Annotated in this window: 11 protein-coding genes; 8 read left to right on the plus strand and 3 right to left on the minus strand. The window is 75.3% G+C overall.

Annotated elements, in window-relative coordinates; all coding sequences use genetic code 11:
- The first annotated feature begins 92 nt into the window (after positions 1-92).
- From ACQZ2A_RS06670 to ACQZ2A_RS06695, 6 genes are all read left to right on the plus strand, one after another.
- Entirely contained in the window at positions 93-908 is an 816-nt protein-coding gene (locus ACQZ2A_RS06670) for a hypothetical protein (RefSeq protein ID WP_430208656.1), read from the plus strand.
- A complete protein-coding gene (locus ACQZ2A_RS06675) occupies positions 905-1,426 on the plus strand; it encodes a sigma-70 family RNA polymerase sigma factor (RefSeq protein WP_430208658.1) in 522 nt (173 codons plus the stop codon). Before ACQZ2A_RS06670 ends, ACQZ2A_RS06675 begins: the two co-directional genes overlap by 4 nt.
- Positions 1,427-1,540: 114 nt before the next feature.
- Positions 1,541-2,380 carry a hypothetical protein gene (locus ACQZ2A_RS06680; protein WP_430208660.1) on the plus strand — a complete coding sequence of 280 codons (840 nt, stop codon included), beginning with the start codon at positions 1,541-1,543 and terminating at the stop codon, positions 2,378-2,380.
- On the plus strand, positions 2,377-2,895 hold the full coding sequence (locus tag ACQZ2A_RS06685) for an RNA polymerase sigma factor (protein ID WP_430208663.1): 519 nt from the start codon (positions 2,377-2,379) through the stop codon (positions 2,893-2,895). Before ACQZ2A_RS06680 ends, ACQZ2A_RS06685 begins: the two co-directional genes overlap by 4 nt.
- Positions 2,896-3,087: 192 nt before the next feature.
- On the plus strand, positions 3,088-5,553 hold the full coding sequence (locus tag ACQZ2A_RS06690; RefSeq protein WP_430208665.1) for a GcvT family protein: 2,466 nt from the start codon (positions 3,088-3,090) through the stop codon (positions 5,551-5,553).
- A 17-nt stretch (positions 5,554-5,570) separates the two neighbouring features.
- A complete protein-coding gene (locus tag ACQZ2A_RS06695; RefSeq protein WP_430208668.1) occupies positions 5,571-5,849 on the plus strand; it encodes a hypothetical protein in 279 nt (92 codons plus the stop codon).
- Between the two features lie 10 nt (positions 5,850-5,859).
- Here the strand turns inward: ACQZ2A_RS06695 and ACQZ2A_RS06700 are convergent, their stop codons facing one another.
- Positions 5,860-7,122 carry an AI-2E family transporter gene (locus ACQZ2A_RS06700; RefSeq protein ID WP_430208671.1) on the minus strand — a complete coding sequence of 421 codons (1,263 nt, stop codon included), beginning with the start codon at positions 7,120-7,122 and terminating at the stop codon, positions 5,860-5,862.
- 69 nt (positions 7,123-7,191) lie between these two features.
- Positions 7,192-8,532 carry a crotonyl-CoA carboxylase/reductase gene (ccrA, locus tag ACQZ2A_RS06705; protein ID WP_430208674.1) on the minus strand — a complete coding sequence of 447 codons (1,341 nt, stop codon included), beginning with the start codon at positions 8,530-8,532 and terminating at the stop codon, positions 7,192-7,194.
- Between the two features lie 152 nt (positions 8,533-8,684).
- Here ccrA and ACQZ2A_RS06710 point away from each other — a divergent pair, with 152 nt between their 5' ends.
- Positions 8,685-9,989 (plus strand): hypothetical protein, encoded by a 1,305-nt coding sequence (locus ACQZ2A_RS06710; RefSeq protein WP_430208677.1) that lies wholly within the window; start codon positions 8,685-8,687, stop codon positions 9,987-9,989.
- Complete coding sequence (locus tag ACQZ2A_RS06715) at positions 9,986-11,974, plus strand: hypothetical protein (RefSeq protein ID WP_430208680.1); 1,989 nt, start codon at positions 9,986-9,988, stop codon at positions 11,972-11,974. Before ACQZ2A_RS06710 ends, ACQZ2A_RS06715 begins: the two co-directional genes overlap by 4 nt.
- A 90-nt stretch (positions 11,975-12,064) precedes the next feature.
- On the opposite strand, the gene mce is transcribed toward ACQZ2A_RS06715, so the two are convergent.
- Entirely contained in the window at positions 12,065-12,502 is a 438-nt protein-coding gene (gene mce / locus ACQZ2A_RS06720) for a methylmalonyl-CoA epimerase (protein WP_430208682.1), read from the minus strand.
- Between the last annotated feature and the right edge of the window lie 76 nt (positions 12,503-12,578).

The following is a 12,578-nucleotide window of genomic DNA, read 5'->3' on the forward strand; positions in this document are numbered from 1 at the left end:
GCCCCCCCCCCCCCCCCCCCCCCCCCCCCCCCCACCGACGCGTCGTCCATGATGTGGCGGGCAGCCGGCCCGCGGGGACGGAGGGGATGACGGTGGACGGACACCACGACACGGGGGGAGCGCTGCGGGCCGTGCTCGACCGGGCGGGCACGCCCTCGGTGCCCGAGGGGCTGCTCGACGAGGCGCTGGCACGCGGCGGTCGGCTGCGGCGACGGCGGATGATGGCCCGCGGGGCCGCCGGGACGCTGGGCGCCGCGGCCCTCGTGGCCGGCCTGGTCGTCACGGTGCCGGCCCTCGGCGCCGGACCGGACCGGACGGCACCGCCGGCGGCATCGGGGGCCCGGTCCACGCCGACACCCTCGGCCTCGCCCTCCGGCGGCGAGGGCGCGGCAGTGCAGGCGCTGTTCCCGGACGAGGACGACCTCCGGGGGCTGCGCTACCGCGGCGGCCCGATGACGGGGCCGGACCAGCCCGCCGTCCTCGGACCGCAGATCTGCGACTCGACGGTGGTGGGCCCGGCCAGGGGCGCGGTCGACCCCGTGGACGTCGCGACCATGGGCGCGGTCCTGCCCGAGGTCACCGAGGAAGGGGTGGACGACGCGTCCTTCACCGTGGCCGCGTGGACGGACTCGAGGGGCTGGCAGCAGCTGGTGGCGGACACCGGCCCGTGCCGGTGGATCGGCGTCGAGCAGGTCCCCTGGCCCGGGGGCGACCGCCCGGACCGGCTGCTCCTCGTCGGCCGGGACGACCCCCGGTGGGTCGTGGCCGTGCGGCGGGTCGGCACCCGGTCGGTGGCGGTCAGCATCCACCGCAGCGGGACGACGGACCCGACGGTCGAGGCGGTCCGGCTGGTCGGCCTCATGGCGACGCGCCTCGAGGACTCGCCGTGGCCGGCGGTGGGCCCGTGAGGTCCGCCCGCGCGCCTCGGGCTCCGGAGGGCGTCGAGGAGTACGCCCGGGCCGCCGGCCCACGTCTCCTCCGGTTCGCGCGCAGCCTGACGCTCCACGACGCCGACGCGGAGGACCTGCTGCAGGACACGTTGGTCCGCCTCGTCGTGCACTGGCGCCGCGTGGAGCGGTCCGACGACCCCGACCGCTACGTGCGACGGATGATGGTCAACCGCTTCGTGTCGGGGCGACGGCTGGCATCGGCCCGGACCGTGACCTCCGACGCGCTCGTCGAGGCCTCTGCTCCCGTCGCGTCCGCCGGCGACGGTGCGGTCGAGGCGCGGGTGCTCGCCGACGGGATGCTCGCGCTGCTCGACCCGCGCTCCCGGGCGGTGCTCGTGCTGCGCTACCTCGAGGACCAGCCCGACGAGGTCGTGGCGGACGTGGTGGGGATCTCGACGGGCAACGTCCGGGTGATCGCGCACCGGGCGCTGACCCGGCTGCGCCCCCTGCTCACGGCGGACGAGCTCGTGCCCTGACCCGGGGCACGGGGGTCCGCACCGATGTCCGACGTGGTCGGTGTAACGAGCGGGGGAGTCGCGGCGTCGTCCATGGTGTGAGGGGCGGATGCCCCCGACGACCCGAGGGGGAGCATGGACGACGACCAGCTGCGGAGCCGGCTGCGCGAGCTCGCGGTGCTCGCCGAGCAGGACGGGCCGGCCGCCGGCGACGACTTCTTCGACCGGATCATCGACACCTCGGTCGTGGCCCGGCGCCGCCGGGCCGGGCGGGTCACCGTCCTCATGGGAGTCGCCGTCGCGGGAGCCGTGCTCGTGCCGCAGCTGTGGTCCGCCTGGACCCCGGAGCGGGCTCTCCCGGCCGCTCCGCGGACGACCACCCCGGTGACGCACTACACGTGGACCGACTGGCCCACCCCGACGACCCCCACCCCGACGCCGTCGAACGCCGTCGCCGTCCCCGACGTCCTGCCGGACCCGGCGCAGCTGGGGGACCTGGACTACTCCGAGGAATCGCCCGTCGAGTACCCCTTGTCGGCCCCCGTCTTCGGTGCCCAGAGCTGCGACCCGACGCAGGCCGACTCGCCGCCGGGACCCGACGCCACCCACCAGCTCGCCACGGTGCTGGGATCCGCGTGGACGGCCGACCAGAGCCGCTCGGTCAACATCACCGTGTCCGTGTGGTCCGACGGGCGCGGGTGGCAGCAGCTGGTCGACGACACCGGGCCCTGCCGCTGGGCGCGGGTCGCCCCGGCTCCCTGGCCCGAGGGCGCGCCGCCCGGCGACGCGCTCTACCTCGAGGGGACCTACAACGCGCACCAGTCCGTGGTCGTGCGGCGCGTGGGGCGGGTGATCGTCTCCGTCGTCACCCTCGACGTCTCGGACGCGCGGGCCCGGACCGAGGCCCTGCGGCTGGTCGGCATCGTCGTGGCGAACCTCGAGGAGTCCGGCTGGTCGTGGGCGAGCGACCGGTGAGGCGCAGGTGGCCGGCCACGCCACCGGCGGCCGAGGAGTACGTGCGGGCAGCCGGCCCGCGGCTCCTGCAGTTCGCGCGCCGGCTCACCCTGCACGAGGCGGACGCCGAGGACCTCGTGCAGGACTCCCTCGTCAAGGTGCTCGTCCAGTGGCGCCGGGTCTCGGCCGCCGACGACCCGGACCGCTACGTGCGCCGGCTCATCGTCAACACCTTCCTGTCCGGGCGGCGCCCGGCCCGCGCCCGGACGCTCACGTCCGATGCCGCCGTCGAGCGCCGCCTCGGGTCGAGCCCGCCCCCCGACGAGGCGGTCCAGGCCCGCGTCGTCCTCGAGGGGCTCCTCGGGGTGCTCGACGCCCGCTCGCGGGCCGTGCTCGTCCTGCGCTACCTCGAGGACCAGCCGGACGAGGTCGTGGCCGACGTCGTGGGGATCTCGACCGGCAACGTCCGGGTCGTCGCGCACCGGGCGCTGGCCCGGCTGCGCCCCCTGCTCACGGCGGACGAGCCCGTGGGCTGACGCGCGCCGCTCGACGCCGGGACCGTGCGGAGGGGCGCGGTCCGGGCGCCGAGATCAGGGGACACGCAGGCGTGCGGGCGGAAGCGGCCGACTTCTTGCGCATCCGCCACCTCTCAAGGCCTCGTCAGGCCCCTCCGAGGTGGCAGATGGGCAATGAGTGGGATGCAGCGGCGAGCCCCTAGGCTCGCGGGCGTGAGTGCCGCAGCGTTGCCGTCCCGCGCCCGTGTCGTCGTGGTCGGCGGGGGTGTCATCGGCACCTCGATCGCCTACCACCTCGCCCACGCCGGCGAGAGCGACGTCCTCGTCCTCGAGCGCGACCGGCTGACCTCCGGCACGACCTGGCACGCGGCCGGGCTGATGACCTGCTTCGGCTCCCTCAGCGAGACGAGCACCCGCCTGCGCCTCTACTCGCGCGACCTCTACGGACGGCTCGAGGCCGAGACGGGCCAGTCCACGGGCTTCAAGCCGGTCGGTCTCGTCGAGGCCGCCGCCGACCGCGACCGGCTCCAGGAGTACCGCCGGGTCGCGGCCTTCCAGCGCCGGCTCGGCCTGGACGTCGACGAGGTGAGCCCCACCGAGATGGCCGAGCTCTTCCCGCTCGCCCGCACCGACGACCTCGTCGGCGGCTTCCACGTGCCCGGCGACGGCCGGGTCAACCCCGTCGACCTGACGATGGCCCTCGCCAAGGGAGCCCGGGCGCACGGCGTCCGCGTCGCCGAGGGGGTGCGCGTCGAGCAGGTCCTCACCCGCCGCCGGGGCGTCGTCGAGGAGGTGGCCGGGGTCGTCACCGACCGCGGCACCGTCGAGTGCGACGTCGTCGTCAACGCGGCCGGGATGTGGGCCCGCGAGCTCGCCGCCCAGAACGGCGTCGTCGTGCCCAACCAGGCCGCCGAGCACTACTACCTCGTCACCGAGCCGATCGAGGGGATGAGCCCCGACGCCCCGGTCTTCGAGGACCCCGCCTCCTACGGCTACTACCGCGAGGAGGGCGGCGGCATGATGGTCGGCCTCTTCGAGCCGGTCGCGGCGGCGTGGAGGGTCGAGGGCATCCCGCGCGACTTCTCCTTCGGGACGCTGCCCCCCGACACCGACCGCGTCGGCCCGTTCCTCGAGAAGGCGATGGCCCGCGTGCCGGTCGTCGAGACGGCCGGCATCCGCACCTTCTTCTGCGGCCCGGAGTCGTTCATGCCCGACCTCTCGCCCGGGGTCGGGGAGGCGCCCGGCATCCACGGCTACTTCGTCTGCGCCGGGCTGAACTCGGTCGGCATCCTCTCGGCCGGCGGGCTCGGGCGGATCCTCGCCCACTGGGTGCTGACCGGCCGCCCGGACGTCGACGTCACCGGCATCGACGTCGCCCGCTTCCGCGAGCACCAGCTGCTGCCCGAGCACCGCAGGGCCCGCACCGCCGAGGTCCTCGGCACGGTCTACGCGGCGCACACGCCGGGCGTGCAGCTGGCGACCTCCCGGGGCGTCTTCCGCTCGCCGGTCCACGACCGTGTCGTCGCGGCCGGCGGGTACCTGCGCGACGTCTCCGGGTGGGAGGGCGCCGCGTGGTACGCCGGCCCGGGGGAGACCCCGCGGGCCGACCCCACCTGGGGCCGCGCCCCCTGGTTCGCGCACTGGGAGGCCGAGCACCGCGCCGTGCGCGAGGCCGCCGGCCTCTTCGACATGTCGTTCATGGGCCGTTTCGCGGTGCGCGGGCCCGACGCCCTCGCCGTGCTCGAGCACCTGAGCGCCGGAGACCTCTCCGTCGACGGCCGCATCACCTACACGCAGTGGCTCGCCGACGACGGCCGCCTGCTCGCCGACCTCACGGTCACCCGGCTCGCCGCCGACGACCTCCTCGTCGTCGCCTCCGACACCCAGCACCCCCAGGTCCTCGGGATGCTCCGGCGCGCGCTCGGTGACGCGGACGCCACCGTCGAGGACGTCACCGAAGAGCACGCGATGCTCAGCCTCCAGGGCCCGGCCTCGCGCAGGGTGATGGAAGCCGTTGCGCCGCAGACCGACTGGAGCAACGAGGCCTTCCCCTTCCGCGCCGCCCGCACGGTCGAGATCGACGGGACCGGAGTCCTCGCCGTCCGGGTGACCTACGTCGGCGAGCTCGGCTGGGAGCTCTACGTCCCGGCCGGCGCCGCGACCGCCGTCTGGGACCGGCTGCTCGAGGCCGGGGCGCCGCACGGGCTGCGGCCGACCGGGCTCGCCGCGCTCGGCAGCCTCCGCCTCGAGAAGGGCTACCGCGACTACGGGCACGACGTCGACACCACCGACGACGTCCGGACCGCGGGCCTGTCGTTCGCCGTGGCCACGGACAAGCCGAGCGGCTTCCGGGGTCACGACGCGGTCGTCGCGGCCGCCGACGCCGGACCCCCGCGCCACCGCGTGGTCTCCGTCGTCCTGGCGGACCCCGAGCCGCTGCTGTTCCACGGCGAGGTGCTGCACCGCGACGGCGAGCCGGTCGGCGACGTGCGCAGCGGCTCCTTCGGCTGGACCGTCGGCGGCGCCGTCGGGCTGGCCGGTGTCGAGCACGCAGACGGCGTCACGGCCGAGTGGCTGCGCGAGGGCCGGTGGGAGGTCGACGTCGCCGGGACCCGGTACCCGGCCGAGGTCACGCTGCGCCCGCCGTACGACCCCTCGTCGTCCCGCGTGCGCGGCTGATCCGGGAGACTGGGGGCGTGCCCCGGTCCAACCGTCGCCGACGCGACCTCGAGAGCCGTCCCCTCGGCGGCAGCACCGAGGTGGCCACCGAGCAGTGGCGCGGCCGGCCCTGGCACGTGCGTCGGCTGAGCGGCGCCACCTCGGGCCGCGAGTACGTCTGCCCCGGCTGCCACACCGGCATCCCCGTCGGCACGCCGCACGTGGTCGCGTGGCCGGCCACCGGCGTCGGCGGCGTCGAGGAGCGGCGGCACTGGCACACCCGGTGCTGGGGCGCCCGCGAGGCCGCCCGCCCCTGATCGCGCCCCGCTACGCCTCGTTCTGGCGCGGCACGAGCACTTCCTCGTAGAGGAGCAGCATCCCCGCGGCGACCGGGATGGCGAGCAGCGCCCCCAGCACCCCGAGCAGTGCGCCGCCGGTGAGGGCCGCGATGATCGTCACCGTGCCCGGCACCGAGACGGTGCGCTGCATGACCCGCGGGGCGATGACGTAGTTCTCGATCTGCTGGTAGACGACGTAGTAGACGAGCAGGATGAGCGCCGTGCGCGGCTCGTCGAAGAACGCGACGACGCAGACGAGCGAGGCGCCGAGCGTGGCGCCGACCATCGGGACGAGCCCGAGCAGCCCGACGCTCACGGCGAGCACCGCGGCGTAGGGGACGCCGAGGATGGTCATGACCAGCCACGACATGCACGCGTTGAGCGTGGCGATGGCGACCTGGCCGATGGCGTAGGAGCCGACCCGCCGCATGATCTCCTCCGACAGGGAGGCGACGCGCGGCCGGCGGCTCGCCGGGACGAGCGCGTAGGCGGCGTGCTTGACCCGGGGGAGCGAGGCCAGCAGGTAGAGGGTGAGCACGAGGACGGTGAGCACCTGGAAGACGCCGGAGAGCACGGCCCGTCCCGCACCGAGGATGCCGCCGAGGACGCCCCCGATGAACGACTGGTCGGTGAGCCGCGCGTTGACCTCGGTCTGCAGCCGGTCGATGACGTCGTAGTGCTGGTCGAGGTCGCGCACCCACCGGGCGTTGAGGAGGTCGGTGACGTAGGACGGCGCCTGCTGCACCAGCGCCCCGCCCTGGTCCACCACGGGCGGCACGACGAGGAACCCCATGACGACGAAGGCGAGGATCAGGCCGGAGAAGACGAGGGTGACGGCGGCGCCGCGCGGCATCCGGCGGGCCAGCCGGTCCACCACGGGGTTGAGCGCGAGCGCGAGGAAGAACGAGACCAGCAGCAGCGTGATGGTGGTCGCCAGCCGCCCGAGGCTGGTCCAGAGGCCGAAGGCGAGCATCGCCCCGCTCGCGCCGAAGAACCCGAGGTAGAAGGGGGAGTGCCGGTTGAGCGGCTGACCGGCGGCGCCGAACGCGGCGAGCGGGCCGGAGGTCGGCGCGGACGTCGGCCCCGGGACCGCACCGCCCTCGGGCGGGTGGGTGACGGCCTCGACGGGCAGCAGCTCGACGTCGGGCACGTCCGCCGGGTCGAGCCGGTTGCTCTCCTCGAGGGCGGCCCGCTGGCGGCGGCGGAACTCACCCCACCGCTCGACCGGCGCCCACAGCGTCGACAGCCTCACGAACACACCTCCGGCCCCTCACCCTAGTGGCGGGCGGGGGCCGGAGGTCGGTGGTCCGGGCGGTGTGGCTCAGGCGTCCCGGAACCGGTTGATCTCGGTCTCGAAGCGGGCCCGCTTCTCGGGGTCGGTGATGCCCAGGCCGGCCTCCGGCGCCAGGGTCAGCACGCCGACCTTGCCCTGGTGGGCGTTGCGGTGGACGTCGAGCGCGGCCTGCCCGACCTCCTCGAGCCGGTAGGTCTTGCTCAGCGTCGGGTGGATCAGGCCGCGGTTGACCAGCTCGTTGGCCTCCCACGCCTCGCGGTAGTTCGCGAAGTGCGAGGAGAGGATCTTCTTGAGGTTCATCCAGAGGTAGCGGTTGTCGTACTCGTGGAGGTAGCCCGAGGTCGAGGCGCAGGTGATGATCGTGCCGCCCTTGCGCGCGACGTACACCGACGCGCCGAAGGTCTCCCGGCCCGGGTGCTCGAAGACGATGTCGACGTCGTGGCCGCCGGTCAGCTCGCGGATCCGCTTGCCCAGGCGCTGCCACTCCTTCGGGTTCTGCTCGGTGTTCTCCTCGTTCCAGAACCGGAAGCCCTCGGCGGAGCGGTCGATGATCAGCTCGGCGCCCATCGCCCGGCAGATGTCGGCCTTCTCGGGGGAGGAGACGACGCAGATGGGGGTCGCGCCGCCGGCCAGCGCCATCTGGGTGGCGTACGAGCCGAGCCCGCCGCTGGCGCCCCAGATGAGCACGCGGTCGCCGAGCTTCATGTGGGCGCCGTTCTTGCTGATGAGCTGCCGGTACGCCGTGGAGTTGACCAGCCCGGGGGAGGCGGCCTCCTCCCACGACAGGTGCGCCGGCTTCGGCATCAGCTGGTTGGCCTTGACGATCGCGAGCTCGGCGAGGCCGCCGAAGTTCGTCTCGAAGCCCCAGATGCGCTGCTGCGGGTCCATCATCGTGTCGTCGTGGCCCTCGGCGTCCTCGAGCTCGACCGACAGGCAGTGCGCGACGACCTCGGTGCCGGGCTTCCACTTCGTGACGCCCGGGCCGGTGCGCAGGACGACGCCGGCGAGGTCGGAGCCGACGACGTGGTACGGCAGGTCGTGCCGCTTCGCGAACTCCGAGGTGCGGCCGTAGCGCTCGAGGAACCCGAACGTCGAGACCGGCTCGAAGATCGAGGTCCACACGGTGTTGTAGTTGATGGCGCTGGCCATCACGGCGACGAGCGCCTCGCCGGGGGCGAGCTCGGGGACGGGCACCTCGTCGACGTGGAGGGACCGGCGCGGGTCCTTCTCCTTGGTCGGGAGGTCGCCGAACATCTCGACCTCGTCCTTATGCACGGTCGCGCCGCGGTAGGACTCGGGGACGGCGAGGGCGGCGTAGGTCTCGGGACTGCGGTCACCGGAGAGGATGGCCTCGCGGATCTGCTCCATGGGGTCGTGCTCCTTCGGTGGTGCTGGGGGACAACTGGACGCGAACCTAGCGGCCGGTCCTACCCGCCGGTACTGCCTGAGACGGCAGTCACCCGTGACCCTGCTCACGACGGCGTGGGACGGCGCCGCGGGCTCCGGGATACCGTTCCGGGGTGAGTCCCGCCACCGTCAGCCGCCGCGGCCTGCTGATCGGTGGCGGCGGGCTCGTCGCGGCCGGGGGTGCGGCCGGAGCCGTGGCGCTCGAGCGGGCCCGGCACGCCGAGGTGCCGCTCTACAGCGAGACGGTCGCGTTCTCGGCCCCCTTCGTGCGCACGCTGGTCCCGGCCGGGCGCGCCGAGTCCCTGGTCCCCGGCACGCGGGTGCTCGCGGACTGCGCCGAGCGCTCGCGGCTCGTCGACGACGAGGAGGCCTGGCTCGGCGGGTGCGCCCCGTGGGTGGGGCGGGTCCGCGACGACGGCCTGCTGCGCTCGGCGCTGCTCGACCTGCGGGCGCTGACCACCGGCCTGCCGGCCGCCGTCGCCGGGTGGACCGACCGCTGGCGCTACGCCTGGCCGCGGGACACGGCCTTCGTCGCCGTCGCGCTGGCCCGGGTGGGGCGGCCCGACGAGGCGATGGCCCAGCTCTCCTTCCTCCAGGCCGTCCAGCGCGAGGACGGCTGGTTCGAGGCCCGCTACGACGTGCGCACCGGCACCACGCCGGACGACCGGCCGCCCCAGCTCGACGGGGTCGGCTGGACGCTCTGGGCGGCGGCCGAGGTCGGCGCGCGCTTCCCGGACGACGCGTCGCGGCTGCTGGCCCCGGTCCGGCCGATGCTCGTGCGCTGCGCCCGCCGGCTCCTCGCCTCCCGCGACGCCGGCACGGGGGTGCCCTCGCCGTCGTCGGACTACTGGGAGCTCGTCGAGCACACCCTCACCCTCGGCACGGCGGCCGCCGTCCTCGTCGGGCTGCGCAGCGGCACCGACGCTCTGACGCACGTCGGCGAGATGGCGCTCGCCGACCGGACGCGGCAGGCCGCCGACGAGCTCGACGCCCAGCTGCACCGCCAGTTCGGGGCCACCGGATACCCGCGCCACCTCGGGGACGACGTACCCGACGCGGCCGTCACCTTCCTCGTGGCCCCCATCGGGCCGCGCGAGCCGTCCATCGCGGTGCTCCAGGCCGTGGACCGTGCGCAGACCGCGATGGCCCGCCCGGCCGGCGGTCTCGCACCGGGGGCCGGGTGGAAGCAGGACGGCATCAGCTGGACGCCCGAGACGGCGCTGTTCGCCGCGGCCTGGGCGGCCAACGGCTTCCCGGACCGCGCCGCCCGCCTCCTCGACTGGCTCGGGGCACACCGCACCGACGCGGGCTCGCTGCCGGAGAAGGTGCTCCACGACGGGCGCCCGGCAGCGGTGGCGCCCCTCGCGTGGACGGCCTCGCTCGTCGTCATCGCGCAGCACGAGATGGTGACCGCGTGAGCGCCGCGGTGCATCGACCCCGGTGGTCGGTCGGTGTGGTCCTCGCCGTCCTCGTCGTGCTCCTCGGCGGGCTCGCCGCGCCCGCGGCGTCGGCGTCGCCCTCTGCGACCGACGCGGCGGGGGAGCGGGTCATCGTCCTCGGCGTGCCGGGCCTGTCCTGGTCGGACGTCAGCGAGACGAGCGTGCCCGTGCTGTGGCAGCTCGCCGGCGACGGTGCGGTCGGCTCGCTGACCGTGCGGACCGTGCGCTCGCGCACCTGCGAGGTGGACGGGTGGCTGACGCTGTCGGCCGGGCGCCGCGCGGCGGACGCCCCCGGCCCCTGCCTCGCGCCCGAGGCGGTCACCGACGGACGCGTCGGCGGGTGGGACCGGTACCTCGCCGCCGCACGGGCCGCCTCGTACGGCGCCCGGCCGGGCACCCTCGCCGAGCGCCTCACGGCCGCCGGGACGTGCGTGTCGGCCGACGGCGACGCCGCGGCGATCGGGGCGGCCGACCCGCAGGGGCGCGTGGTGAGCGGCGAGTGCGCCGTCGAGCTGCGCAGCGTGGCACCGCTGCCCGTGGGCCCCGGGCGGCCGGAGGCGCTGCGTGCCCTCAACCTCGAGCTGTCGCGCATCGTGTCCGACCCGGCATCGCGCGGGACCCGGCTGGTCGTGGCGGGGCTCGCCGACGGCGACGGCCCGGTGCGGCCGCGCGCGGTGGTGCTCGTCGGCGCCGGGGTCGAGCGGGGCGTGCTGACCTCGCCCTCGACGCGCCAGCCCGGGCTCGTGCAGCTCCAGGACCTCACCGCCACCCTCCTGGTCGGGGCCGGTGCCGACGACGCCGGCCTCACCGGACGCCCGGTCACCGTCGACCCCGACGACGAGCCGGTGGCCGAGCGGGTCGCGGACCGCGTCGGCTTCGAGGTCCGCTCGGGCACCCTGCGCTCGGTCAGCCCCCAGGTCACCGGATGGCTCGCGGCCGGCTTCGCCCTCTGGTGCGTGGCCGTCTGCCTCGCGTGGTGGCGCCGGCCCGGGCGCGCCGTACCGACGGCGCTCGCCGCCGCCGGGGTGGCGCTCGCGAGCGTCCCGACCGCCACGTTCGTCGCCAACCTCGTCCCGTGGTGGCACGCCGGGGCCCCGGGGCTCGCCTTCAACGGCGTGCTCGCCGTGGTCGTCGCGGCGATGACGGCCGCGGCCCTCCTCGCCGGCCGGCGGTGGCGGCACGGGGCGCTGGCCGTGGTGGCCGGCGTCTCGCTCGTCGTGCTGGGGGGCGACGTCCTCACCGGCTCGGGGCTGCAGCTCGCGTCGGTCTTCGGGCAGAACCCGACCGTCGGCGGCCGGTTCTACGGGGTCGGCAACACCAGCTACGCCGTCTACGGGGTCGCCGTCCTCACCGTCGTCGCGCTCGTCGGGTCGTGGCGGCGGCCCGGGCGTCGCTGGGCGGTCGCGCTCGCGGCCGTCGTGCTCCTCGTCGCCACCGCCCTCGAGGGACACCCGTCCTACGGCGCCGACTTCGGCGGTCCTCCGGGTCTCCTGCTGGGCGGCCTTGTCGTGCTCGCCGCCGCAGCGGGCCTGCGGCTCACCGTGGTCCGCGTGGTGACGGCGGTCGTCGCGGTCGGTCTCGTCACCGGCGCGGTCGCGGTGCTGGACTGGCTGCGGGCCCCGGCGGCGCGCACACACCTCGGCGAGTTCGTGCAGACCGTCGTCGACGGCGGTGCCGACGAGGTGATCGGGCGGAAGCTGTCGCAGAACCTCACGAACCTCGGGTCGCCGCCGCTGCTCGCCACGGCGATCGGCGTCGCCGTGCTGGCCGTCCTCGCGTGGCGGCTGGGCCGGCGCCCGGATCCGGTCGGGGGACAGGTCGCGCGTGGGACGGCGGTGCTCGCGCTGGTGGGGTTCCTCGTCAACGACTCGGGGCTGGTCATCCCCGCGTACGCGGCCCTCGTCCTCCTGCCGCTGCTCGTCGCCGCCGGCCCGGACCCCGGGCCCGAACCCCGTCGAGAGTAGAGAACACGCCGCGTGGAACGCCGGTCGGACGGCGTGTTCTCTACTCTCGACTGGTGGTGGGGGCGACGGCCCGGTGGAGGGTGCTGCCGTTCAGTGGTCGTTCCCGGCGGCCGGCTCGACGAGCTCGACGAGGATGCCGCGGGCGTCCTTGGGGTGGATGAAGTTGACCCGGCTTTCGCTCGTGCCGCGCTTGGGGGTGTCGTAGAGCAGCCGCATGCCGCGCTCGCGCAGGGTGGCGCAGACGGCGTCGAGGTCCTCGACCCGGTAGGCGAGCTGCTGGATGCCCGGGCCGCTGCGGTCGAGGAACTTCGCGATCGTCGACTCGGGGGAGAGCGGCGCGAGCAGCTGGATGCACGAGCCGGAGTCGCCGACGCCCATCATCGCCTCCCGAACGCCCTGCTCCTCGTTCGTCTCCTCGTGGAGCAGGCGCATCCCGTAGGTGGACTCGTAGAACGCGATCGCGTCGTCGAGGTCCGGGACGGCGACGCCGACGTGGTCGATGGCGGTGAAGAGGTCGCTGGCGGTCATGGATCCAGCCTAGGAGCGGTGGGCGGCCGGGGGTCGAGGGCGTGGCGGGTCTCACCGTCCCGGCGGCAGTGGTCAA

This window comes from Phycicoccus avicenniae (assembly GCF_050496545.1).
GTDB classification, from domain to species: Bacteria; Actinomycetota; Actinomycetes; order Actinomycetales; family Dermatophilaceae; genus Phycicoccus; species Phycicoccus avicenniae_A.

Excerpts from the sequence above, each read along its gene's own strand:
- ccrA (WP_430208674.1), bottom strand. The coding sequence starts at position 8,532 with ATGGAGCAGATCCGCGAGGCCATCCTCTCCGGTGACCGCAGTCCCGAG.
- mce (WP_430208682.1), bottom strand. The coding sequence starts at position 12,502 with ATGACCGCCAGCGACCTCTTCACCGCCATCGACCACGTCGGCGTCGCC.
- ACQZ2A_RS06680 (WP_430208660.1), top strand. The coding sequence starts at position 1,541 with ATGGACGACGACCAGCTGCGGAGCCGGCTGCGCGAGCTCGCGGTGCTC.